The sequence below is a fragment of the Herbaspirillum sp. RTI4 genome (assembly GCF_034313965.1).
GTDB lineage: Bacteria > Pseudomonadota > Gammaproteobacteria > Burkholderiales > Burkholderiaceae_D > Herbaspirillum.
On record NZ_JAVIWQ010000002.1, the window covers coordinates 2,257,014 to 2,281,889 of the forward strand.

Consider the following 24,876-nt stretch of genomic DNA (forward strand, 5'->3'; position numbering starts at 1 on the left):
GCCCTTTGTGGGAAAGTCAGAGTAATTTGTAGCGGAGAGGCTCTGGGAGTGCAGTCAATGGGGGCGGGGAGAAAAAGGGAAGGGGGATGATCGTGGATTTTTTTCTCTGGCCGCGCTCTGTCAGGCTGCTGTCTTCGTGCATGAGCTGCCTTAGGTAATCCGTAGAAACGCCATGCATTTCTGCAATGCCTCTCAAGCCACCAGCCGCCCGGATGCCTGCTCCTCCCAATGCCTCAATCTGAATTAAGAGCCGGGCGGTGATCGGGTTTTTATAAAAAGGGGAGCGCTTCATTTTCTCTTCGCCGCGATTTGTCAGATCTCCTTGCCGGTCGATCAGGCTGCGCAAGTAACTGTAGGAAATGTGGTGCTGCCTGGCGACGCCCTTTAATCCGCCGTTAGCGAGAATTTTTGCTTTGCCTCCCTCTTTGATTTCTTTGAGATGTGTTGCGCAAAAAGACCTCTCTCCCGGTATTTTGTACTGGACGCTGGTGTGGTTCTGCGGCTTAAGGCGAGGGGATATTCTCTTAAGGCCTGCTGCTGCTTTCTCAGGTGCTGGCCGCAGGCGGTGGCGACGGGTGATGATGGGCGGCGTTATTTCTTCCGGAAGAAGCGTGTTCTGTGCAGGCTGTAATGCCGTGAGCGAGGGCGTTTCTTTAAGCAGCGGCGGCAGGACGAGATTGCCGAGCAGATCAGGAGCGCGCGCCAGTAGATCGGCAACGGCACTGCGTAGCTGTTCGCTGTCGGTCCGGCCGCCGGCGTGTGGATTGCGTAAAAGCAGTACCTCCAGATCATCCGGTCCCAGCGCTTGCGCTATAGCGGAGAAAAAGCTGTCGCCCTTGCTGGTTTGTTTTGGGACCGGGGAGTGCCAGGCGTCCTCGATCATGTCGATTGCCGTGAAAAACAGGCCATCGGTAAGCAGTCTGACCGGCGCTCTTTTGCATTGCTCATCGCCAACAGAAAAGACCGGTTGCCTGGATGCGGTGGGATTGAAAATGTGTAAGGCTCTGTCGCATGGCCATCCCGGCAATCTGGGGAAAAGTTGTGCCAGTATGGGCAGGGCATCCGGCTGCCAGCGGCCGGGTTCGCGCAAGTCAGCGGCCCATTCCCTGGTGCGCTGGAGATCAGGCGATGCCAGGACAGGTTCCTGAGAGGTGAAGATGGTCACGGTAGGGTTGGCAGGGGAAGGAAATTTACAGGGATGCATTCGTGGCTCCTGGTGAGGGATGGGTCGAGGAAGGCAAGTCGGGGGAGTTTGTGTCAGTGCAGGCACTGTGCGTTAGGGGGAACATAGATTATTGAAAATCCAAACGGATGGGGCTTTTCACCTGAAAATATCGCTGGTTTTTTACGTTTATCCCGTCATTCTCCCGGCGGCGGTCAACGGTATGGAAGGTGCTGCGATATAATCGCGTCGCGTCGCCGCGCTGCCTTGGATGATTTTTGCGGCGCGCAGTTCATCCTGCACCTACGTTTCTGTTTCCCGTTTCGGTTCCTCTCTTGTCGTCGTCGGCATTGTCCGCAGGCGCTTTTTTCTCCTATTTGTGCCGATGACCAGCGACTTAATTTCTCCCGTATTTTCTTCTCGCACTATGGATGTCGCTGCGTACGGCGATCTGTCGGCGCAACTGGCGGCCGACGAACAGGTCCTGGCGCTGTTGCCGCTGGATCTGGATGCGGCGTTGCATTTTCAGGACGGGCTGGTGGCGCTCACTGAGCATCGCTTGCTGGCTAAAAGCGGCGTCGGTGCTGATTGGCAATCGTGGCCTTTGATGGCCGGGCTGGTGCTGAGCCACCACGACCATGCGGGCGTTGGCAGTCTGGAATTGCATGAGCAGCAAACGCCTCTGGCGCACTGGCGTTACACGCTGGCGCATAACCCGGCGGCCTTATTGCTGATTAATCGGTTTGAGCGGCAATTGCGGCTGTCCTTGCCCGGCCACGAATCGCCAGGAGAGGAAGAGGCCGTCTGTCCGCAATGTCAGGCGCAGTTGCCGCCCGGTCAGGACGAGTGCGCCATTTGTCCTGAAATGAAAGAAGCACCGCCTTCTACCTGGGCGCTGTTTCGGCTGTGGCGTTTCGCCAAGCCGTACCGGAAATCGCTGCTGGCCGGTTTTCTGCTGACGCTGGCCTCGACCGCCGCCACGCTGGTGCCGCCCTACATGACCATGCCGCTGATGGATAACGTGCTGATTCCTTTCCAGAACGGCGCGCCTATCGATACCCGGCTGGTGACGCTGTACATGAGCGGCTTGCTGGCATCGGCGCTGGTGGCGTGGTCGCTGGGCTGGGCCCGGACCTACATTCTGGCGCTGGTCAGCGAGCGCATCGGTGCCGATCTGCGCACCACCACTTACGAGCATTTGCTGCGCCTGTCACAGGAATATTTCGGCGGCAAGCGCACCGGCGATCTGATGGCGCGTATCGGCTCCGAGAGCGACCGTATCTGCGTGTTTTTATCGCTGCATTTGCTCGATTTTGCTATCGACGTGCTGATGATCATCATGACGGCCGCGATTCTGATTGCGATCAATCCCTGGCTGGCGCTGGTGACTTTGCTGCCGCTGCCGTTTATCGCCTGGATGATCCACGTCGTGCGCGATCGTCTGCGCCACGGCTTTGAAAAAATCGACCGTATCTGGTCCGAAGTCACCAATGTGCTGGCCGATACCATTCCCGGTATTCGCGTGGTCAAGGCCTTTGCACAGGAACAGCGCGAAGCGGCGCGTTTCAAGGAAGCCAACCGGCATAACCTGAATGTGAATGACAAGGTCAATAAAATCTGGTCCTTGTTCACGCCGACGGTGACGCTGCTTACCGAAATCGGCCTGCTGGTGGTCTGGTCCTTCGGTATCTGGCAGGTGGCCAACCATCGCATTACGGTCGGTGTGCTGACGGCTTTTCTAGCCTACATCAGCCGTTTCTATACACGACTCGATTCGATGAGCCGCATTGTTTCGGTGACGCAAAAGGCGGCTGCCGGTGCCAAACGGATTTTCGATATCCTGGATCATGTCTCCAGCGTGCCGGAGCCGGCCAATCCAGTGCATTTGCCCGAAGTGCGCGGTGCGATCGAACTGCGCAATGTGGGTTTCCGCTACGGCAACCGGGCGGTGATGCGCGGCGTCGATTTGTCGATTGCGCCCGGTGAAATGATCGGTCTGGTCGGCCACAGCGGTTCCGGCAAAAGCACCATGGTTAATCTGATTTGCCGTTTTTACGATGTGTCGGAAGGGGCGATTCTGATTGATGGCGTCGATATCCGTTCGCTGCCGATCAGCGAATACCGGCGCAATATCGGGCTGGTACTGCAAGAACCGTTTTTGTTTTTCGGCACCATTGCCGACAATATCGCTTATGGCAAGCCACAGGCGACGCGGGCGGAAATCGTCGCCGCTGCGCGTGCCGCACATGCGCATGAATTCATTCTGCGTTTGCCGCATGGCTACGATTCGCTGGTTGGTGAGCGCGGTCAGGCGCTGTCGGGCGGAGAGCGTCAGCGGATTTCGATTGCCCGTGCTTTGCTGATTGATCCGCGCATTCTGATTCTGGATGAGGCCACGTCCTCGGTCGATACCAGCACGGAAAAAGAAATTCAGAAGGCGCTCGATAACCTGGTTAAAGGTCGTACCACGATTGCGATTGCGCATCGCTTGTCCACTTTACGCAAGGCCGATCGACTGATGGTGCTCGATCGCGGCCGCGTTGTCGAGGTGGGCGATCACGATGCGCTGATGGCCAGCGAGGGCGCTTATTACCGCCTGTATCAGGCGCAGTTGCGCAATACCGAGAGTGATGCCGACAGCACCATCGGCAGTGACCCCGACAGCGCCATCGGCTGGACCGCAGCACCGCTGAAAAAGGAAGAGGCATGATGAACGAGCCGGATTTCACGCTGAGCCGTAATAGTGCCGGCAAGCTGGTATTTGTCGGGGCCGATGGAGTGCTGACCGAGGGGGTGGTGCCGGTGCGGGCTTTTCCTATTGCCGCTCCCGACGAGGGGCTGGCGCTGGTCAATGCGGATGGTATGGAGCTGGCATGGGTAGAGCAGCTCGCCGATTTGCCGCCGGCCATGCTTGCGCTGGTAGAGGAAGAACTGGCGCGGCGCGAATTCATGCCGCAGATTTCCCGGATTTGCAGCGTTTCGACTTACGCTACGCCCAGCGTGTGGGCAGTGCAGACTGATCGCGGCGATACCAGCTTCATCCTGCGCGGCGAGGAAGATATCCGCCGCTTGCCTGATGCCGCGCTGTTGATTTCAGACAGTCACGGTATCCAGTTTTTGATCCGCAACATGGAAGCGCTGGATCAAAACAGCCGCAAGATTCTGGATCGCTTTCTCTGACGCGATTGCTTGGATGCTTTAGTTGTTTTTGATTCGTTATTTTTGATTCGCTATCGCTGATTGCGCGACGACAATGCGCAATCGCAGGGTGGTGAGCCTGATCGGATTACGATCTCTCGCCACCGTAGATCAGAACCCTTCGTCCGGCCCCAGATAACGCCATGCGCCTACCGGCAGATCGCCCAATCGGATATTGCCGATGCGGACGCGCTTGAGGCCGACGGCGCGCAGGCTGACTGCTTCGCACATGCGTCGGATTTGTCGTTTTTTTCCTTCATGCAGCGTAAAACTGAGCTGGTCTTCGTTCTGCCAGTAGACGACGGCCGGTTTCAGTTCCTTGCCATCCAGCGATAAACCATGGTTCAACAATTGCAGATCGCTTTCCGGCAGTTTGCCCGGTTTGTTGTACTTCACGCGTACCAGATATTCCTTGTCGACATCCGAGTCTTCACCGATCAATTGCTTGGCGATACGGCCATCCTGCGTCAATACCAGCAAACCGGTGGAGTCAATATCGAGCCGTCCGGCCGCGACTAAACTACGCAGCTGGGTAGGGTGGAACGCGGTATCGACGGTATCTTCTTCCCAGCGGCTGGCAGCGTTGATGAGGGCGATGGCGGGGGTGTAGCCATCTTCGGCCTGACCGCTGACATAGGCCATGGGCTTGTTGAGCAGAATTGTCACGCGCTTGGATTGTTCGGCGCTGGCCTGCCGTTCGACGCTTACGCGCTGATGCGGCAAGACCTTGCTGCCGAGGACATTGACGACGACGCCGTCGACGCGCACCCAGCCGCGTTCAATCCATACATCGGCTTCGCGGCGGGAACATAGGCCTAATTCGGACATGCGTTTGGAGAGGCGTACTGGTTCGGTCATTGTGAAAAAATAGAAAAGTTAAAAGGGCTGCGGTTTTATTGGCAATCGGCTATCTGAGCGCATGGGGCGGGCGCGGCGGTCTGCTTATACGCGCAAGGCCTGCAACAGCTCGGTTTCCAGCTGGATCTGGTTGCGCGGATTATTGAGCGCCTGACCATCGACCAGAAACACATCCTCGACCCGTTCGCCCAGGGTCATGATCTTGGCGGTGTGCAGGTTGATCTGGTATTTGGCGAGGATGCTGGAGACGCTGTACAGCAAGCCGTTGCGGTCATTGGCGGAGATCGACAGCAGGTAATACTGGCCGCGTTCGTCCGGCCGCAAATTCACGGTCGGCACCAGCGGGAAGGTTCGCGACTGGCGCGACAGACGGCCGCGACTCGGTGAGGGCAGGGCTTGTTCCGAGCTGAGCAATTCGGCCAGTTCGTGTTCGATCAGGTTGATGATGTCGCGGTAATTGTGGGCGAACATCGGGGCGCTGATCAGGAAGCTGTCGAGTGCATAGGCGTGTTTGGTGGTGTGGATTTTGGCATCCAGGATGCTGAAACTTTTTTCGTCGAAGTAGCTGCAAATCCGGGCGAACAAATCATTTTTGTCCTTGACGTAGACGGCCACCTGGACGCCTTCGCCTATGGGGGCCAGACGGCATTTCACCAGTGGGATAGGGCTGTCGATTTTGTCGAAAAAGGAGCGTGTCTGCCATGCAATTTCGGAGGCATCGTGGCGCAGGAAGTAGGACAGGTCGAGCGATTGCCAGAAGGCTTCATGGGCATCGCTGTCCATGCCGTAGAGGCGCAGGGTTTTGATTGCTTCCTGCTGGCGATTTTTCAATTCACGGTCGGCCGATGGCGCTTCTCCACCGAGCACGCGCAGGGTCATGCGATACAGGTCTTCCAGCAGCTTGCCTTTCCATGCGTTCCAGACTTTTGGGCTGGTGCCGCGGATATCGGCCACGGTGAGCAGGTAGAGCGCGGTCAGGTGGCGCTCGTCTTTGACACTGGCTGCAAACTGGGCGATGACGTCTGGGTCGGACAGGTCGCGTTTTTGCGCGACTTGCGACATGCTCAGATGGTGTTGCACCAGAAATTCGATCAGTTCGGTATTTTCCGGCGAGATCTCGTGCTGCTGGCAGAATTGCCGCGCATCGGCGATGCCAAGCTGGGAGTGGTCGCCGCCGCGTCCTTTGGCGATGTCGTGGAACAGGGCGGCCACCAGCAGAATCCAGGGTTGGCTGAAATTGGCGATCAGTTGGCTGCAAAACGGGTATTCGTGCGCATGCTCGCTGCGCTGGAAGCGGCGCATGTTGCGCAATACCATCAGGATGTGCTGATCGACGGTATAGACGTGGAACAGGTCGTGCTGCATCTGTCCGACGATATGGCGAAAATTAGGCAGGTAGCGGCCCAAAATGCTGGTCTGGTTCATGCGGCGGAAGGCGTTGGTGACGCCTTGTTTGGCCTGGATGATTTTCATGAACAGCTGGTGATTGACCGGATCGCGCCGGAAGGCGTTGTCGATATTGAGACGGGCGTGCCACAGCGCCCGCATGGTGCGCGCTGACATGCCTTTCAATTCCGGATTTTCGGCCATCACCAGGAATACTTCCAGCATGGCACTGGGCGCTGTTTCGAAGGTGTCGTCGTGGCTGATGTCGACGAAACCGTTGAGTTCGTTGAATCGTTCATTGATCTTGCGCGGGACGCTGTGCTGCGGGAATAACTGCGCCTCGATGTTTTGCATCAGGATGGCATTGAGCTGCGTTACGGTTTTCGCGGCCAGATAATAGCGTTGCATCAGGTATTCGCTGGCGCGGCGGGTATCGGTGGTTTTGAAGCCGAAAGTTTTGGCGATCGGGGTTTGCAGGTCGAAGACCAGGCGATCTTCGCGTCGGCCGGCTTCGAGGTGCAGCCGGATGCGGATGTCCTTGAGCGCACGTTCTTTTTGCGTCAGTTGTCGGGCTTCGGTAGGCGTAATCAGGCCGCGTTTGGCCAGTTTGCTCCAGGAATCGCCCAGACCGGCGGCGCGCGCTACCCAGAGAATGACTTGCAGGTCGCGCATGCCGCCGGGGCTTTCCTTGCAATTCGGTTCCAGGCTGTAGGGTGTGTCTTCGTATTTGGTGTGGCGTTGCCGCAATTCGAGCATCTTGGCTTCGAAAAAGGCGGTTGGATCGAGCGCTTCCCGATAACGCTTGAGCAGAGTAGAAAACAAGATGGCGTTGCCGGCGACGATGCGTGCTTCGAGCAGGCAGGTTTGTACCGTAATGTCGGCCGCTGCTTCGCTCAGACATTCGTCCACGGTGCGGATGCTGTGCCCGATTTCCAGGCCCATGTCCCAAAACAGTTGCACCAGTTTTTCGAGCTTTGCCTGCAAGGCCTCGTCCGGTGCGTCGCTCAGCAAAACCAGGACGTCCACATCGGAAAACGGAAACAGTTCGCCGCGGCCGTAGCCGCCGACGGCCACCAGCGTTGCACTGGCGGGCATTTTGTAGTCGGTCCAGGCTTGAATCAGTGCGGCATCGACATTGCGCCGCAATTGCGCCAGCAGACGATCCGGCCTTTGGTCTTCCGTAAATGCTGCCAGTGCCGTCAGGCGCTGAGTCTTTAATTGCTTCTTGAGCGTGGCGGCGAGTGGCGGCATGGTCGTTTTTCTGATGGCGGGATCGGTCAGGCGGCTTTGTCGATGATGGACGATGGCGGCGGCATGCCGGGCGATACGGTCAGCACTTCATAGCCGGTCTCGGTGACCAGGACGGTATGCTCCCACTGCGCTGACAAGCTGCGGTCTTTGGTTTTGATGGTCCAGCCGTCACCCATTTCACGGATTTCACGACGCCCGGCGTTGATCATCGGTTCGACGGTGAAAATCATGCCGGCTTCCAGTTTTTCCAGGGTGCCCGGACGGCCGTAATGCAGCACTTGCGGTTCTTCGTGGAAAACGGTGCCGATGCCGTGGCCGCAAAATTCGCGCACGACGCTGTAGCCGGCTTTTTCTGCGTGCTGTTGAATGACGTAACCGATATCGCCCAGATGCGCGCCCGGTTTGATTTTGTCTATGCCCAACCACATGCATTCGTAGGTGATGGCGCTCAGGCGACGCGCCAGGATGGACGGTTCGCCGACGAAAAACATGCGGCTGGTGTCGCCGTGGTAACCGTTCTTGATGACAGTGACGTCAATATTGAGCACGTCGCCGGATTTCATCACTTTGTCGCCGGGAACGCCGTGGCAGATGATGTCGTTGAGGGAGGTGCAGACTGACTTCGGATAAGGCGTGTAGCCGGGCGGGCAGTAATTCAGCGGCGCGGGGATGGTGCCTTGCACATTGACCATGTAGTCGTGGCACAGACGGTCCAGTTCGCCGGTGGTGACGCCCGGTTTGACGTAAGGGGTAATGAAGTCCAGGACTTCTGCACCCAGTTTGCCTGCGATGCGCATGCCTTCGATATCGGCGTTCGTTTTGATGGAAATATTGCTCATAAGTACCAGTACCAGATAGAAATTCAATCATGGATTATAAGCGACGCAGCGTTTGCTTGTAGCTAACGGCACAATGTAAGGCTGGTTGTATCCTCGTAAGTGGGGTGGGTAGTTGCGCGGCGCTTGAACAGGAGGGTGCTTATAGGGTAGAATGCCGGGCTTGCTTGGAGGAACCTTATCCGGGCAGTGAATTGGTAGTCTTATTGAATTATTGAAGTAAAAATGCGAATTCATCCGACAAGGGTGCCCGGAAGGGTGACCGGATGGATTCCAGACCTAACCCTGGAGAAATAAATCATGTCCGTAACCATGCGCGAAATGCTGGAAGCCGGTGTCCATTTTGGTCACCAAACCCGTTTCTGGAACCCTAAGATGGCTCCGTACATCTTTGGTCATCGCAACAAAATTCATATTGTCAATCTGGAAAAAACCCTGGGCATGTACCAGGACGCGATGAAGTATATCGGCCAGTTGTCATCCAACCGCGGCACTGTCCTGTTCGTCGGTACCAAGCGCCAAGCGCGCGAAACCATTGCACTCGAAGCACAACGCGCCGGCATGCCTTTTGTCGACCAGCGCTGGCTCGGCGGCATGCTGACCAATTTCAAGACGATCAAGACATCGATCAAGCGTCTGAAAGACATGGAAGCGGCGATTGCTGACGGTTCGGCTGAAAAACAAAGCAAAAAAGAAGCACTGCTGTTTTCCCGCGAAATGATCAAGCTGCAAAAATCCATCGGCGGTATCAAGGACATGGGCGGCATTCCTGACGCCATTTTCGTGATCGACGTCGGCTACCACAAGGGCGCTATCACTGAAGCGGCCAAGCTGGGTATCCCTGTCATCGGTGTGGTCGATACTAACCACTCCCCTGAAGGCGTGGCTTACATCATTCCTGGCAACGACGATTCCGCTAAAGCCATCACCCTGTATGCACGCGGCGTAGCCGATGCAATCCTCGAAGGCCGCGCTGCTGCAGTCAACGAAGTGGTCGAAGCAATCAAGGGCGGCGATGAATTCGTCGAAGTCAGCGAACAGGCGTAATTGTTCCTGCCCATAGAAATAAGCGTCCGCTTCGGCGGGCGCTGGTAATAAAAAAGGGGTAACAGCGGTTCGCCCCTTTTTTTTAAGTAAATTTCGGAATTTTCTGTCGCTGCACTCAATGTATTGAGTCGCACCGACGAGCATCATCGTTTAGGAGAAACAATATGGCGGTAATTACGGCTGCACTGGTAGGCGAGCTGCGCGCAAAAACTGACGCACCGATGATGGAATGCAAAAAAGCACTGACCGAAGCCGATGGCGATCTGGTCAAAGCGGAAGAACTGTTGCGCGTCAAGCTGGGTAGCAAGGCCTCGAAGGCTTCGTCCCGCGTGACTGCGGAAGGCGTTGTTGCTTCGTACATCGACGGTAAAGTCGGCGCACTGGTGGAAATCAACTGCGAAACCGATTTCGTGACAAAAAATGATGAGTTCCTGGCCCTGTCCGCTGCGGTTGCGAAACTGGTTGCCGAGAAAAACCCGGCTGACGTCGCTGCTCTGGGCGCTTTGGCATTGGACGGCTCGACAGTCGAAGCCAAGCGCGCTGAACTGATCGGCCGTATTGGTGAAAACATGACGATTCGTCGTTTTGCGCGCTTCGAAACACCGGCCTCGCTGACTTCTTATCTGCATGGCACCCGCATCGGCGTGATGATCGAGTTTGAAGGCGCGGATGAGCAAGTCGGTAAAGATGTTGCCATGCATGTGGCCGCGATGAAGCCGGTAGCCTTGTCTTCTGACCAGGTGCCAGCCGAACTGATCGAAAAAGAACGCTCGGTTGCCGCACTGAAAGCGGCTGAATCTGGCAAGCCGGCTGAGATCGTTACTAAAATGGTCGAAGGTTCGGTACAGAAGTTCCTGAAAGAAGTTTCTTTGTTCAATCAGCAGTTTGTCAAAAACGACAAGCAAACGGTAGAACAGATGCTCAAGGCGACGAATACTGTTGTGAAGTCATTCACGATGTTTGTCGTCGGTGAAGGCATTGAGAAGAAGCAGGATGACTTCGCTGCCGAGGTTGCCGCGCAAGTGGCAGCCGCCAAAGCGCAGTAACAGCAGGAACAAGCGGGCCGAAAGGCCCGTTTTTTTGGCATGACTGATCGTGGTTGCTGCTTGCATTCACGGCAACGACGGGGCGCAAGCCACCACCAATCAGGACTGCAAGTACAATCAGTACAATCGAATAGCACGACGGAACCCAGCCAATGACAACACCAGCCTACAAGCGAGTACTCCTTAAACTTTCCGGCGAAGCGCTCATGGGCGATGATGCCTACGGCATTAATCGCGTCACGATAGAGCGAATGGTGGCGGATGTCGCCGAAGTCGCACAGCTGGGTATCGAGCTGGCCATCGTCATTGGTGGCGGCAATATTTTCCGCGGTGTCGCTCCCGGTGCGCAAGGTATGGACCGGGCGACTGCCGACTACATGGGCATGCTGGCGACCGTGATGAATTCGTTGGCCTTGGCCGATGCCATGCGTCAAGCCGGCATCGTTGCCCGGGTAATGTCTGCCATTGCGATCGAACAAGTGGTAGAACCGTATGTTCGTCCCAAAGCATTGCAGTATCTGGAAGAGGGCAAAGTCGTGATTTTTGCAGCCGGTACCGGTAATCCGTTTTTTACTACGGATACGGCGGCTGCTTTGCGCGGTGCTGAAATCGGTGCTGAAATCGTACTCAAGGCCACCAAGGTGGATGGTGTTTATAGCGCCGATCCGAAAAAAGACGCTGCTGCGACCCGGTATTCAACCATCACGTTCGATGAAGTCATTTCCCGGCATTTGCAGGTCATGGACGCTACCGCTTTCGCGCTGTGTCGCGACCAGAAATTGCCGATCAAGGTGTTCTCTATCGTCAAGCCGGGTGCGCTCAAGCGCATTATCATGGGTGAGGATGAAGGCACTCTGGTACACGTATAAACGGCGTTGCAATCTCTGTTGGAAGTTGCGCGGAAGACGCATGCAATGACGTATTCATCGCGGGGGTAATGCCCCGTTTTAAAATTATTTAAAGTTATCGGTTCCCATAGGAGGCAGCATGAGTATTGCTGAGGTTAAAAAGAATTCTGAATTAAGAATGGCAAAGTCGCTGGAAACGCTGCGAGCTGATCTGGCGAAGGTTCGTACCGGCCGCGCGCACGTTGGTATTTTGGATCATGTGCAGGTCGATTATTACGGTACGCCGACCCATATTTCGCAGGTCGCCAATCTGACTTTGATTGACGCTCGTACGATAGGCGTGCAGCCTTGGGAAAAGAAAATGGTGGGTGCCATTGAAAAGGCGATCCGCGATGCTGACCTGGGCTTGAATCCGGCCACACAAGGTGAAATGATCCGCGTCCCGACCCCGGCATTGACGGAAGAGCGCCGCAAGGAAATGGTCAAGCTGGTCAAGAGCGAAGCAGAAGATGCCAAGGTTGCTGTGCGCAATATCCGTCGCGACGCCAACGAAAGCCTCAAAAAGCTGGTCAAGGATAAAACCTGCTCCGAAGATGACGAGCGCCGCGCCCAGGAAGACATTCAAAAACTGACAGACAAATCGATTGCCGATATCGACAAGATGGTAATCGACAAGGAAAAAGAAGTATTGACGGTGTAGTTTTTGTGGCCGGCATAATGTCGGCCAGTTTCACGGCTGGTACAGGATGCGGGCATAACAAAAATTTTTTGCGTATTCCTGTTTTGTTTTTTTGTAAGCTCTTAGTCTTAGCTCTTAGATTCGTTCTCCCGTCCATTTTCAGGCCCGTTTTCACACCTTCATCGCCTAGCGTATGAATGGCCCATCACTTGAGTTTTATGAAACATCATAGTTCTACACAATCGGTACCGGCCGTTTCCGCTGTGCCGCGTCATGTGGCTATCATCATGGATGGTAATGGCCGCTGGGCGACCAAGCGTTTCCTGCCGCGTGTTGCAGGACATGGCAAAGGCGTCGAAGCCGTGCGCGCTATCGTCGAGGCCTGCGCGGAACGCGGTATTGAATACCTGACTCTGTTTGCTTTCAGCTCGGAAAACTGGCGTCGGCCGCAGGATGAGGTGTCCTTGCTGATGCGCTTGTTCATGACGGCGCTGGAGCGTGAAATCGGCCGGATGCACACCAATGGCATTCGGCTCAGAGTGATCGGCGATCTGTCTCGCTTCGATCAGAAACTGCAGGACATGATCGCTCGTGGTGAAAAATTGACTGCCGGCAACCAACGCCTGACGCTGAGCATTTGCGCTAATTACGGCGGGCGCTGGGATGTGATGCAGGCCGTCGGCAAACTGGTGCGCGAACACCCGGGTGTCGCTGATTTCTCCGAAGAAGCGCTGGCACCGCATCTGGCGATGGCTTATGCGCCGGAACCCGATCTGTTTATCCGCACCGGCGGCGAACAGCGCATTTCGAATTTTCTGCTATGGCAATTGGCTTATAGCGAACTCTACTTCACTGAAACGTACTGGCCAGACTTCAACGCTGCCGCGCTGGACGAGGCGATTGCCTCCTACCGTCAGCGTGAACGGCGGTTCGGCCGCACCAGCGCCCAGTTGGCCCAGCCAGGCGAGATCTCCTGATGCTCAAAACACGGGTACTGACCGCGCTGGTCTTGCTGGCAATTTTATTGCCGATACTGTATTTCCGGCATTTCGGCGCATTTGCTTTGGTCGCACTGGTATTTTTTTTTGCAGCATCATGGGAAAGCGCGCGGCTGTTTGGTTTCCGTCGCCCGCTGTTAATTGCCGTCGTCTGGTCCGCGCTGATCGTGGTGGCAATGCTCAATCCTTCTCCTCCCAATATCGCACTGTTATTTGTTCTGTGCGTGGCGCTGTGGGCGATTCGTTTCGTGCCTGCGCTCAGAACCGGTTTGCCGGTTCTGGCTTCACTCGGCAACAACTTGCTGGGGATAAGCTATGGCATGGCGATTTTCGGCTGCTTTATTGCTATCGCTACGCTGTTTTTGCGTTCGCCTCTGTATTTGCTGTCGGTGATGGCGCTGGTCTGGCTCGCTGATATCGGCGCTTATTTTTGCGGCAAAGCCTGGGGCAGGCGTAAGCTGGCTCCCAGTATCTCTCCCGGCAAGTCCTGGGAAGGCGCTATCGGCGGCTGGCTGGTAGTCTTGCTGGTGGCTGCAGGCAGCGCCATACTGCCATCCCTTCAGGACACTTTCTCTGCGCAGGTACAGCAGCGCTGGGGATGGGCTATCTGGTTCGTTATTCTTTCTCTGCTGGTTGCCGCCAGTGTCGTTGGCGATCTGTTTGAATCGCAACTCAAACGTCGTGCCGGGTTCAAGGACAGCAGCACGCTGTTGCCCGGTCATGGTGGTGTGCTGGACCGTATTGATGCTCTGATACCGGTGCTGCCGCTGGCAGCTTTGTTAACACTGTCGATCTAAGGCGCTATTCCTGATGCAGGCAATTACCCTCCTGGGATCTACCGGCTCGATTGGCAAAGCCACTCTTGACGTCGTGGCGCGTCATCCTGAGCTTTATACGATACATGCCCTGACGGCTCATCGCAGTGTCGATGCGCTGGCGGCTCAATGCGCGCAGTTTCGCCCACGCGTGGCAGTGGTCGGTACGGCAGCGGCAGCGCACACCTTGAGCGCTCTGCTGCGCGCGCAAGGTCTGCATACCGAGGTGGAGTATGGCGAGCAGGCGCTATGCGCGGTCGCCGCCGACGCTGCCTGCGATATCGTGATGGCCTCCATTGTTGGTGCCGCCGGGCTGGCTTCCACTCTGGCAGCAGCCCATGCCGGTAAGAAAATTTTGCTGGCCAACAAAGAGGCGCTGGTGATGTCCGGCCCATTGCTGATGGATGCCGTTGCGGCCAATGGGGCGGCCTTGCTGCCTATCGATAGCGAACACAACGCTATTTTTCAATGCCTGCCGCATGATTATCAGCGTTCTCTGACGTCGCACGGCATAGCCAAAATTATGCTGACGGCTTCGGGCGGGCCGTTCCTCCATCGCGCCGTGGAAAGCCTGACGACGGTGACGCCGGACGAGGCAGTAGCGCATCCGAAATGGGTGATGGGGCGCAAGATTTCGGTTGATTCCGCGACCATGATGAACAAGGGGCTGGAAGTGATCGAGGCGCACTGGCTGTTCGGCGCTCCGGCTGACAATATCGAAGTGCTGATCCATCCGCAGAGCGTGATTCACTCGATGGTGTCGTACGTCGATGGTTCGGTACTGGCGCAGCTTGGCAATCCCGATATGCGCACACCGATCGCCCATGCTCTGGCCTACCCGAACCGCATCGCATCCGGGGTTGCGCAACTCGATCTGGTGCAGATTGGTCAACTGGCTTTTATGCGTCCCGACATGCAACGTTTTCCCTGTTTGCAGCTTGCGTATGATGCCCTCAGAGAGGGCGGTAGTGCACCGGCCATCCTGAATGCCGCCAATGAAATCGCAGTGGAGGCGTTTCTGAACCAACAAATTGGATTTCGCATGATCGATCAACTGATCGCCCGGGTAATGGACAGTCTGCCATCGCAGCCAGTGACTGACATAGAGACGCTGCTGGAGCAAGATCGTCTGGCGCGTGCGACGGCGACGGCAGGGCTGAACCGATGAATTTACTGCATACCTTACTGGCTTTTGCGGTCGCTCTCGGCACGCTGATCGTCGTGCATGAACTTGGCCATTACTGGATGGCGCGCCTGTGCGGCGTCAAAGTGTTGCGTTTCTCGGTCGGGATGGGGCGTGTGATTTTTTCGCGTCGCTTCGGCCCCGATCAGACTGAATGGGCATTGTCGGTGCTGCCATTAGGCGGTTACGTGCAGATGCTCGATGCGCGTGAACAAGATGTCAGCCGCTTGTCGAGCACCGATCTGCGCCGCGAGTTTACCGGGCAATCGGTATGGCGGCGTATTGCGATTGTGGCCGCGGGTCCGCTCGCCAATTTTGTGCTGGCAATCCTGTTGCTTGCCGGTCTTTACATGCATGGCGTACCGGACCCATTGCCAAAACTGCGGCAGGTCGCCGAGCAATCGGTGGCTTATCAGGCCGGGCTGCGCGGAGGCGAGCTGATTACGGCGGTTAATGGACATCCGGTGCAGAACTGGACTGAGCTGCGCGGCCAGCTCTTGCCTCTGGTCCTGGATAAATCGACCGCGCGACTGGATACGAGTCGCGTGAATTCTGGCTCTGGCGGTGGAAATATACTCGACACCTATAGTTTGTCGCTTGCCTCGCTGACCGTGGAGGATCTGGAAACCGATTTTCTGGGCAAGCTGGGACTGGTATTGGCGAGGCCGCCAGCCACATTGGGGAAAATTGCACCGGGGCCGGCAGAACGCGCCGGCTTGCAAAGTGGCGATCTGATTCTTGATATCGATGGTCGACGGATTGTAGACGGCCTGGCGCTGCTTGAACTGGTGCGGGCGTCACCCGGCAAAAAATTGCAGATACATGGCTTGCGCGATGAACGTGAATTTAGTTCCGATCTGGTGCCGGATACCGTCGTTGAAAACGGCGTGGAAATCGGCCGCATTAAGGTAGAACTACCTATGGCGCCGGAAATGACGACGATTAGCGATGCTCCGATACCGGCCTTGTCGAAGGCAGTGCAGAAGACATGGAATACCAGTTTTCTGACCGTGAAAATGTTAGGGAAAATGCTTGTCGGGCAGGTGTCATGGAAAAATATCACAGGCCCGATTACGATCGCGGACTACGCCGGACAAACGGCGCGAATCGGCGTCGTGAGCTACCTCAGCTTCATTGCATTCATCAGTATCAGCCTCGGGGTAATGAACCTGCTGCCCATTCCCGTGCTGGACGGAGGGCATTTACTGTATTATTCGCTAGAGATTTTAACTGGTCGCCCTGTGTCGGAACGCTTCAGTAACATCGCGCAGCGCGCCGGAATGGGTCTCTTGCTGATGTTGATGCTGGTAGCGGCATTCAACGACATCGTGCGACTGGCATTTAGTTGATCGATTCTTGTGCTTGCGGTAGGTTTGGCGGCGATCCTGTTTTGGCATCTCCGTCGTTGTTGCCAAGGGTGAAAAGCAGGGAGCTTCCGAATAAACGTAACGATGCATCACATTGCCGCATAGAAATCCCGGAAGAATAGTTTTGTTTATCCCCGTCGCTACGATTTGATCTGCTGCAAACGTGGCGTGTTGCCGTATTACCGTTAATTAACGAATTAGCTAATGAAATTACATACTGCGTATTTCCCCTTGCCGAGTTTTTCCCGAAGCCTTGTTGCCGCAGCAGTATTCGCGCTCTGTTCCAGTCAGGCGCAAGCTGTCGAACCGTTTGTCGTCAAGGATATTCGCGTTGAGGGAATACAGCGAACTGAGGCTGGCACCGTATTCGGTTATTTGCCCGTGCATGTTGGCGATACCTTCAACGATGACAAGGCAGTCACGGCGATCAAGGCGCTGTATGCGACCGGTTTCTTCAAGGATGTGCGAATTGAGTCCGAAGGAAATGTGCTGGTCGTGCAAGTGGAAGAGCGTCCGGCAATTGCCAGCATCGAATTCATCGGTACCAAGGAATTCGATAAGGATCAACTGAACAAGGCGATGAAGGAAATCGGTGTCTCGGAATCGCGGATTTTCGATAAGTCGCTGGTTGATCGCGGTGAGCAGGAACTGAAGCGGCAATACCTGACGCGCGGCTTGTACGGCGCGAAGGTGACAACGACAGTGACTCCGGTTGAGCGCAACCGCGTAGCAATTACTTTCAACGTCGATGAGGGTGAAGTTTCACGCATCAAGCTGATCACCATCGTCGGCAACAAGGCATTTTCTGACAGCGCATTGCGCTCAGAGCTGAAACTGACTACTCCCGGCTGGTTCACCTGGTACACCAAAGCAGATCAGTATTCGAAGCAAAAATTGTCGGTTGATGTCGATGCCTTGCGTTCGTTCTATCTCGATCGTGGGTATCTGGAAATGCAGGTCGATTCCAGCCAGGTATCGATTACGCCAGATAAAAAAGACATTTACATTACGATCAATATCAATGAAGGTGAAAAATATACCGTGTCCGGCGTCAAGCTGGAAGGTGACACCTTAGGTCTGGAAGATCAGATCAAGCCGCTGATTCAGTTCAAGGCCGGCGAAATTTATTCAGGCAGCAAACTGACTGAGACCAGCAAAAAAATCAGCGAACGTCTCGGTAATTTCGGCTACGCATTTGCCAATATCAATACCATTCCTGCCGTTGACCGCGAAAAAAGAGAAGTTGCCTTTACTCTGCTGGTCGATCCTGGCAAGCGCGTCTATGTGCGCAAAGTCAATATCAGCGGTAACACCGGCACGCGTGACGAAGTCGTGCGTCGCGAGTTCCGGCAGTTTGAGGACTCATGGTATGACGGAGCGAAAATCAAGCTGTCGCGCGATCGTGTCGACCGCCTTGGTTACTTCAAGGAAGTCAATATTGATACGCCTGAAGTTCCGGGTGTCGTCGACCAGGTCGATGTCAACATGAGCGTGGTAGAAAAACCGACCGGCAATATCATGCTCGGTGCCGGGTTCTCCCAGCAGGACAAGGTCAGCCTGACAGGTTCGATCACGCAAGCAAACGTATTTGGTAGCGGCAATACTATCGGTGTTGAAGTCAATACAAGCTCAACGAATCGCACCATCGCCGTATCGCAAACGACGCCATACTTCACCGATGACGGTATTAGCCGTACGTATGATGCTTATTTGCGCACTACTCAGCCGTCGGTCTACACAACGGGTTACTACAAAGTGCGTACTACCGGTGCGGATGTTCGGTTCGGCGTACCATTTTCAGAGTTGGATACTATATTTTTCGGTCTCGGTATCGAAAATACGGCGGTCTACACGGATAGCACCAGTCCTAACCTTTACCAGCAATACGTGACGAGTTTTGGTAACAGCCCCTCCGGTATCGGAAGCGCAAATACGACCAGCTTCCCATTGACCGCCGCATGGCAGCGCGACAGCCGCGATAGCTCGATGGTGCCGACAGAAGGTCGTTTCCAGCGCGCCAATATCGAAGTGTCCGGTGTGGGTAATCTGCGCTACTACCGGGCAACATATCAGCATCAGTATTTCCAACCTTTGTTCAGCAAAGCTGTCACCCTGGCATTGAATGGCGAGCTTGATTATGGTCGCGGTTTCGGCGGTCAGCCGTATCCGATTTTCAAGAATTTTTATGCGGGTGGTATTGGTTCCGTGCGTGGCTATGAGCCGTCATCTTTGGGCGACAAGGTCGATCAATACGGTAATTCCATGGGTGGTGCTTCGCGGGTATTGATGAATGCGGAATTCCAATTCCCGTTTCCCGGATCAGGTCAGGATCGCACCTTGCGTTGGTTTACCTTTGTTGATGGCGGGAATGTATTCGCCGATCAGGCGCAGATCAAACTCAATGGCCTGCGCTACGGCGCTGGTATCGGTATCAGCTGGTTGTCGCCGATCGGTCCGATTAAGTTGAGCTACGGCAAACCTCTGAATGCCACATCGACAGACAAGGTTCAGAACTTCCAGTTTCAACTTGGAACAGGCTTCTAAGTAATAAGTACATCAGTGGCATAATAGTTAGTGGTCAACCTAGTAAATTGAATTGCGGAGAATTACCTTGAAGTTCATCAACAAATCATTCGTGTCGTTCCACGCTGCGGCGCTGGCCTTGTGTATTTTGACGATTGGCAGTGTTCAGGCGGAAGAGTCAAGCAAAATCGGTTTTGTCAGCACGGAACGGATTTTCCGTGAAGCGGCACCAGCCAAGGCGGCAACGGCCAAGATCGAGCAGGAATTTTCACGCCGCGACAAAGAATTGCAAGACATGGCTGCGCGCATGAAATCGGTATCGGAAAAACTCGACAAAGATGCTTCCGTTTTATCCGAGTCCGATCGCCTCAAGCGGCAGCGCGACCTGTCTGACATCGACAAAGAATTCCAGCGCAAGCAGCGCGAATTCCGCGAAGATTTGAATCAGCGTCGTAACGAAGAGTTGGCGATTGTGCTGGAACGCACAAACAAGGTGATCAAGCAAATCGCCGAAGCTGAAAAATTCGACATCGTATTCCAGGAAGCTGTGTACGCCAGCAAACGCATCGACATCACCGACAAAGTACTCGCCGCGCTGGGCAAATAATAGCGACAGTATTGCCGTTTCTGCGATTGGTCGGTAGCTGCCTTTGAGGCAGCTACTTGCTATAGAAGGGGATGTTTCATGCGTCGCCCATTTGATAGCGCCGCATGACTTCCACTGGCTCTCCTGATTTAATTCATTCTTCATTTACAGAATAAAGGCCCGTATGAGTATTCGGCTGGGAGAATTAGTCGAACGCTTGGGTGGTCAGCTGACCGGTGATGCCGATATCGAAGTGACCGGCATCGCACCGCTCGATACGGCCAACGCTTCGCATATCACCTTTCTCTCCAATTCAAAATTCCGTGCTCAGGCCGCGCAAACGCAGGCAGCGGCACTAATTTTATCTGCGGCTGACGCCGCCGTGATTCAGCCGGATTACCACGGTGCGTGCATCATTGCATCGAATCCCTATGCCTACTTTGCTCGCAGCGCGCAATTATTTGTCACGCTTTCGGAACCGGCCGCCGTGCCAGGTGTGCACCCCAGCGCCATCATTTCCGACAGCGCCCACGTAGCAAGCAGCGCAACGATCGGACCGCATGTCGTGGTCGAAGCCAACGCCAGCATCGGTGAGCACGCAATAATCGGCGCAGGGAGTTTTATTGGCCGCGATGCTCGGATTGGCGACGGCACTCGCTTCCATCCCCGTGTGACCTTCTATGCCGCCTGTGTAATAGGGCAGCGCGGGATTGTTCATTCCGGCGCGGTCATCGGTGCCGATGGTTTTGGTTTTGCCAACGATGGCGGGGAATGGGTCAAAATCCCGCAGGTGGGGCGTGTGCTTATCGGTGATGATGTCGAAATTGGCGCGAACACCACCATCGACCGTGGTGCGCTTGCCGATACCGTCATCGAGGAGGGCGTCAAACTGGATAATCAGATTCAGATTGCACACAACTGCCATATCGGCGCCCATACCGCCATTGCCGCCTGTGCCGGTATCGCGGGAAGCGCCACCATCGGCAAATATTGCTCCATCGGCGGAGCCGCCATGATTCACGGACACATCACCATTGGCGACCGGGTGCATGTGTCGGCGGGTACGCTGGCGATGCGTTCTATCCCGGAAGCGGGGCAATACACCGGTTTTTATCCAGTCACCAAACACGGCGAATGGGAAAAATCTGCAGCGCTGGTGCGTAATTTGCCAGCCTTGCGTGAGAGAATTCGGGCCTTAGAAAAAACCGTTAAATCGTTTACAGAAAATCATGATGACTAATATCCTCGACATCAACCAGATCAAGGAATACTTGCCCCACCGTTACCCCATGCTGCTGGTGGATCGCGTGTTGAGTTGGGAAAGCGGTAAAACCATTACCGCAATCAAAAACGTCAGTGCCAACGAAGAGTTCTTCAATGGCCATTTCCCGCACAAACCGGTAATGCCGGGCGTTCTCATGATTGAAGCGCTGGCGCAAACCGCCGCCTTGCTTTCCTTCCTGACCGAAGGCCGCAAACCCGATGCCAATACCGTCGTTTATTTTGCCGGCATCGATAAGGCGCGTTTCAAGCGTCCGGTCGAGCCAGGCGATCAGTTGGTCATGCAAGTGACCATCACACGCCGGGCGCGGGGAATCTGGAAATACACGGCCATTGCTACAGTCGACGGCAAGGTCGCGGTAGAAGCTGATCTGATGTGCACCATGCGCAGCGCCACCGACGCCAGCCAGGCGGGATAAGCCCGATGGTCAGAATTCATCCCACTGCCGTCATTGACCCAGCGGCACAACTCGACAGCACGGTCGAAGTCGGTGCCTATTCTGTCATTGGCCCCCATGTCTCTATCGGTGCTGGTAGCCGGATCGGGCCGCACGTCGTCATCGAAGGCCGGACCACGATCGGCAGCGACAATACGATTTTCCAGTTCGGCTCCATCGGTGCCGTACCGCAGGACAAGAAATATGCCGGCGAGCCGACCGGCCTGGAAATCGGCGACCGCAACACCATCCGCGAATTCGTTACGCTCAATCTGGGCACCGCGCAAGACGCCGGTGTGACTCGCATCGGCAGCGATAACCTGCTCATGGCCTACGTCCATGTGGCGCACGACTGTCAGCTCGGCAATCATCTGGTGCTGGCCAACAATGCCACGCTGGCCGGCCATGTCCATCTTTACGACTGGGTATTTTTGGGCGGATTTACCTCCGTGCATCAATTCTGCCGTATCGGCGCGCACGCCATGACCGCTTTTACCGCCGCCGTCAGCCAGGATGTGCCACCGTTCGTGACTGCCGCCGGTAACCGTGCCATTCCGGCCGGTATCAACAGCGAGGGATTGCGTCGCCGTGGCTTCAGCAGCAGCCAGATCATGTCGATCAAGCGCGCTTATAAGCTGATTTATCGTGCCGGACTCTCGCTGGAGCAGGCGCAGGAAGCGATCCTGGCAGAAGAGCAGAAGGACGCCGAGTCCGCCGTCCATCTGAAGCTGTTGCGCGAATTCATCGAGACATCTTCCCGTGGCATCATCCGCTGATGTAACGATCGCCATGGTGGCCGGTGAAAGTTCCGGAGACCTGTTGGCGAGCCGTTTGTTATCCGGCTTGCGGCCGCGTTTGCCGCAGGCGCATCTGCACGGCATCGGCGGCGCGAAAATGGCCGAGTACGGCTTCGAAAGCCACTGGCCGATGGAAAAGCTGTCGGTCAACGGGCTGTTTGAAGTGCTTGCGCACTACCGCGAACTCAAGGGCATCCAGATTGCCCTGCGCGACCGTCTGCTGATCGAACGGCCGTCGCTGTTCATCGGCGTCGATGCTCCCGATTTCAATTTCGGACTCGAAACCGCGCTCAAAGAAGCCGGCATCCCCACCATGCATTTCATCGGTCCCTCGATCTGGGCCTGGCGTGGCGGTCGCATCAAGAAAATCGCCCGCGCGGTATCGCACATGCTGGTGGTGTTTCCGTTTGAAGTCGAGATATACCGGCGCGCCGGCATCCCCGTGACTTATGTGGGACATCCGCTGGCGCAAGTTATTCCCATGCAGGCCGATGGCGCCGCCGCACGACGCGAACTCGGCTTGCCGACTGACGCAAGGGTGATCGCCGTCCTGCCCGGCAGCCGCATGTCGGAGCTCAAACACAATACCGCCACCTTTATCGGCGCGGCCCGTCTGCTGGCGCAACGCACACCGGGCACGCGATTTATCGTGCCGATGGCGGGTGCGGCGCAGCGGGTCTATTTTGAGCAGTTATGCCGCGAAGCCGGTCTGGACGATCTGCCACTGCAGGTACTGGACGGGCAGTCGCACACGGCGATGGCCGCAGCTGATGCCGTACTGGTTGCTTCCGGCACGGCCTCGCTGGAAGTCGCGCTGTACAAAAAACCGATGGTGATCGCCTACAAGATGACATGGGCGACGTACCAGATCATGCGTCACATGAATTACCAGCCGTGGGTCGGTTTGCCTAACATCCTCGCCCGTGAATTTCTGGTTCCCGAACTGTTGCAGGATGCCGCCACACCCCAGACCATGGCCGATGCCTTGTCGCGCCAGCTGGACGATCCGCAACATCTGGCCATGCTGCAAGAGCGTTTTACCGATATGCACAATAGCCTGCTTTGCGATACCGCCAGCGTGAGTGCGGAAGCGGTGTGCCGTTTGCTCGAGAGCGGCCGTTAATGGAGTTGTTTGCCGTATGAAATCCCCTAATTTTGAATTTGCGTTTGTCGATTACGGCAATGAAATCATGTGCGGCGTCGATGAAGCCGGGCGCGGCCCGTTAGCCGGTCCGGTGTTTGCTGCTGCTGTCATTTTGCATCCCGATCATCCGATTAGCGGCGTGCGCGACTCCAAAAAACTGAGTGCAGCGCAGCGTGAGCGCTTAGCCGAAGAAATCAAGACGCATGCCATCGCCTGGTCGATAGCGCAGTGCTCGGAAGCCGAGATCGACAGTCTTAACATCTTGCAAGCCAGCCTGCTCGCCATGCGGCGCGCCGTGGAAGGGCTGAGTACCGTCCCGACGCTGGCCCTGATTGATGGCAACCGTTGCCCGGTCATGGCCGTTCGGTCGGAAGCGATTGTCGGTGGCGATGACAAGGTGGCCGCCATTGCCGCCGCCTCCATCCTCGCCAAGACTGCGCGCGACGCGCTGTTGTTAGAGTTGCACGCCAGCTATCCGCAATACGGATTCGACCAGCACAAAGGTTATCCGACCAAGCTGCATCTGGATCGCTTGCAGCTGCATGGCGTTTCCCCGGTACATCGTCGGTCGTACGGACCCGTGCGGCGCTTGCTGGAAGCGGCTGTCGCGCAGAAAAATCCTGTCACATGAAACATATTTCCTCCCGCGATAACCCGTTTTATAAAGAGTTGAAGTCGCTCGCCGCCAGTTCTCAGGCGCGCCGCAAAGCCGGGCGCACTGTGCTCGATGGCATTCATCTGGCGCAGTCCTATCTTCAGCATCGTGGTTTGCCCTTGTTTTGCGTGGTGTCTGAAAGCGCGCTTGGACATGCCGAGGTGGCCGCGATTGTCGCCCGCTGTGACGGGCAGACGGGGGTGGTTATCGTGCTGCCTGATAGCTTGTTTGCACCGTTGAGTCAGGTCGAACATGGGGTGGAGGTGCTGCTGGTGATTGCCACTCCCGAATCGATTGCCCCGGCGAACCTGGAAGTCAGCGCCGTGCTGCTCGACAATTTGCAGGACCCGGGCAATCTGGGGTCGATTTTGCGCAGCGCCGCCGCCGCCGGGATCCGTCAGGTGTATTGCTCTTGCGGGACGGCATCCGCGTGGTCGCCCAAGGTACTGCGGGCGGCGATGGGCGGACATTTCTTGCTTGATATCGTGGAACAGGCCGATCTGGCCGAATTGCTGCGTCATACCCGGCTACCGGTACTGGCGACCAGCTCTCACGCCGTGCAGAGCCTGTATCAGACCGATTTGCGACAGCCGCTGCTGTGGCTGTTCGGCCATGAAGGGCAGGGCGTGGCGGAAGATCTGCTGGCCTTGGCCAGCCAGCACATTTCCATTCCGCATGCGGGCGACATGGAGTCGCTCAATGTCGCTGCTGCCGCTGCTGTCTGTTTTTTCGAACAGGTGCGTCAGCAGCAAGCCTGATTCCGACACGGGCTTCCTGAC

22 protein-coding genes are annotated in these 24,876 nt (G+C 56.1%); 18 read left to right on the plus strand and 4 right to left on the minus strand.

The window, feature by feature from the left end:
* Window positions 1-16: 16 nt before the first annotated feature.
* Entirely contained in the window at window positions 17-1,204 is a 1,188-nt protein-coding gene (locus RGU70_RS10150) for a hypothetical protein (protein ID WP_322209278.1), read from the minus strand.
* A gap of 385 nt (window positions 1,205-1,589) precedes the next feature.
* Between RGU70_RS10150 and RGU70_RS10155 the strand changes: the two genes are divergently transcribed.
* Both RGU70_RS10155 and RGU70_RS10160 read left to right on the plus strand, forming a co-directional pair.
* Entirely contained in the window at window positions 1,590-3,872 is a 2,283-nt protein-coding gene (locus RGU70_RS10155) for an ABC transporter ATP-binding protein (RefSeq protein ID WP_322210762.1), read from the plus strand.
* Window positions 3,872-4,342, plus strand: coding sequence for a DUF1854 domain-containing protein (locus RGU70_RS10160; RefSeq protein ID WP_322210763.1), 471 nt, complete (start codon window positions 3,872-3,874; stop codon window positions 4,340-4,342). Before RGU70_RS10155 ends, RGU70_RS10160 begins: the two co-directional genes overlap by 1 nt.
* Before the next feature lie 129 nt (window positions 4,343-4,471).
* On the opposite strand, the gene RGU70_RS10165 is transcribed toward RGU70_RS10160, so the two are convergent.
* The 3 genes from RGU70_RS10165 to map all read right to left on the minus strand — a co-directional run bounded on the left by RGU70_RS10165 (window position 4,472) and on the right by map (window position 8,694).
* On the minus strand, window positions 4,472-5,218 hold the full coding sequence (locus tag RGU70_RS10165) for a pseudouridine synthase (RefSeq protein WP_322209279.1): 747 nt from the start codon (window positions 5,216-5,218) through the stop codon (window positions 4,472-4,474).
* A gap of 84 nt (window positions 5,219-5,302) precedes the next feature.
* Window positions 5,303-7,855, minus strand: coding sequence for a [protein-PII] uridylyltransferase (locus RGU70_RS10170; protein WP_322209280.1), 2,553 nt, complete (start codon window positions 7,853-7,855; stop codon window positions 5,303-5,305).
* A gap of 26 nt (window positions 7,856-7,881) precedes the next feature.
* Window positions 7,882-8,694, minus strand: a complete 813-nt coding sequence (map, locus tag RGU70_RS10175) for a type I methionyl aminopeptidase (protein WP_322209281.1) — start codon at window positions 8,692-8,694, stop codon at window positions 7,882-7,884.
* A gap of 297 nt (window positions 8,695-8,991) precedes the next feature.
* On the opposite strand from map, the gene rpsB reads away from it, so the two are divergent.
* The 16 genes from rpsB (at window position 8,992) to RGU70_RS10255 (ending at window position 24,855) form a co-directional block, all read left to right on the plus strand.
* Window positions 8,992-9,738: a 30S ribosomal protein S2 gene (gene rpsB / locus RGU70_RS10180; RefSeq protein ID WP_322209283.1), complete on the plus strand. Its 747-nt coding sequence runs from the start codon at window positions 8,992-8,994 to the stop codon at window positions 9,736-9,738.
* A gap of 164 nt (window positions 9,739-9,902) precedes the next feature.
* Window positions 9,903-10,784 carry a translation elongation factor Ts gene (gene tsf, locus RGU70_RS10185; protein ID WP_322209284.1) on the plus strand — a complete coding sequence of 294 codons (882 nt, stop codon included), beginning with the start codon at window positions 9,903-9,905 and terminating at the stop codon, window positions 10,782-10,784.
* A gap of 152 nt (window positions 10,785-10,936) precedes the next feature.
* Complete coding sequence (gene pyrH, locus RGU70_RS10190) at window positions 10,937-11,653, plus strand: UMP kinase (RefSeq protein WP_322209285.1); 717 nt, start codon at window positions 10,937-10,939, stop codon at window positions 11,651-11,653.
* 118 nt (window positions 11,654-11,771) lie between these two features.
* Entirely contained in the window at window positions 11,772-12,332 is a 561-nt protein-coding gene (frr, locus tag RGU70_RS10195) for a ribosome recycling factor (protein WP_322209286.1), read from the plus strand.
* A gap of 197 nt (window positions 12,333-12,529) precedes the next feature.
* The gene (gene uppS, locus RGU70_RS10200) at window positions 12,530-13,288 is read left to right on the plus strand and encodes a polyprenyl diphosphate synthase (RefSeq protein WP_322209287.1); all 759 of its coding nucleotides are present in this window, start codon (window positions 12,530-12,532) and stop codon (window positions 13,286-13,288) included.
* Window positions 13,288-14,106 carry a phosphatidate cytidylyltransferase gene (locus tag RGU70_RS10205; protein ID WP_322209288.1) on the plus strand — a complete coding sequence of 273 codons (819 nt, stop codon included), beginning with the start codon at window positions 13,288-13,290 and terminating at the stop codon, window positions 14,104-14,106. The genes uppS and RGU70_RS10205 overlap by 1 nt, the downstream gene beginning before the upstream one ends.
* A gap of 13 nt (window positions 14,107-14,119) precedes the next feature.
* On the plus strand, window positions 14,120-15,292 hold the full coding sequence (ispC, locus tag RGU70_RS10210; RefSeq protein ID WP_322209289.1) for a 1-deoxy-D-xylulose-5-phosphate reductoisomerase: 1,173 nt from the start codon (window positions 14,120-14,122) through the stop codon (window positions 15,290-15,292).
* Window positions 15,289-16,656, plus strand: coding sequence for an RIP metalloprotease RseP (gene rseP / locus RGU70_RS10215; protein WP_322209290.1), 1,368 nt, complete (start codon window positions 15,289-15,291; stop codon window positions 16,654-16,656). Before ispC ends, rseP begins: the two co-directional genes overlap by 4 nt.
* A 222-nt stretch (window positions 16,657-16,878) precedes the next feature.
* Window positions 16,879-19,218, plus strand: coding sequence for an outer membrane protein assembly factor BamA (gene bamA / locus RGU70_RS10220; protein ID WP_322209292.1), 2,340 nt, complete (start codon window positions 16,879-16,881; stop codon window positions 19,216-19,218).
* Window positions 19,219-19,285: 67 nt separating this feature from the next.
* Window positions 19,286-19,804 carry an OmpH family outer membrane protein gene (locus tag RGU70_RS10225; RefSeq protein WP_416186504.1) on the plus strand — a complete coding sequence of 173 codons (519 nt, stop codon included), beginning with the start codon at window positions 19,286-19,288 and terminating at the stop codon, window positions 19,802-19,804.
* 163 nt (window positions 19,805-19,967) lie between these two features.
* Window positions 19,968-21,023 (plus strand): UDP-3-O-(3-hydroxymyristoyl)glucosamine N-acyltransferase, encoded by a 1,056-nt coding sequence (lpxD, locus tag RGU70_RS10230; protein ID WP_322209293.1) that lies wholly within the window; start codon window positions 19,968-19,970, stop codon window positions 21,021-21,023.
* A complete protein-coding gene (fabZ, locus tag RGU70_RS10235) occupies window positions 21,013-21,483 on the plus strand; it encodes a 3-hydroxyacyl-ACP dehydratase FabZ (protein ID WP_416186505.1) in 471 nt (156 codons plus the stop codon). Before lpxD ends, fabZ begins: the two co-directional genes overlap by 11 nt.
* 5 nt (window positions 21,484-21,488) lie before the next feature.
* A complete protein-coding gene (lpxA, locus tag RGU70_RS10240; RefSeq protein ID WP_322209294.1) occupies window positions 21,489-22,277 on the plus strand; it encodes an acyl-ACP--UDP-N-acetylglucosamine O-acyltransferase in 789 nt (262 codons plus the stop codon).
* On the plus strand, window positions 22,261-23,421 hold the full coding sequence (gene lpxB, locus RGU70_RS10245) for a lipid-A-disaccharide synthase (RefSeq protein WP_322209295.1): 1,161 nt from the start codon (window positions 22,261-22,263) through the stop codon (window positions 23,419-23,421). Before lpxA ends, lpxB begins: the two co-directional genes overlap by 17 nt.
* Before the next feature lie 16 nt (window positions 23,422-23,437).
* Window positions 23,438-24,073, plus strand: coding sequence for a ribonuclease HII (gene rnhB, locus RGU70_RS10250; protein WP_322209296.1), 636 nt, complete (start codon window positions 23,438-23,440; stop codon window positions 24,071-24,073).
* Window positions 24,070-24,855, plus strand: a complete 786-nt coding sequence (locus RGU70_RS10255; protein ID WP_322209297.1) for an RNA methyltransferase — start codon at window positions 24,070-24,072, stop codon at window positions 24,853-24,855. The genes rnhB and RGU70_RS10255 overlap by 4 nt, the downstream gene beginning before the upstream one ends.
* Window positions 24,856-24,876 lie beyond the last annotated feature (21 nt).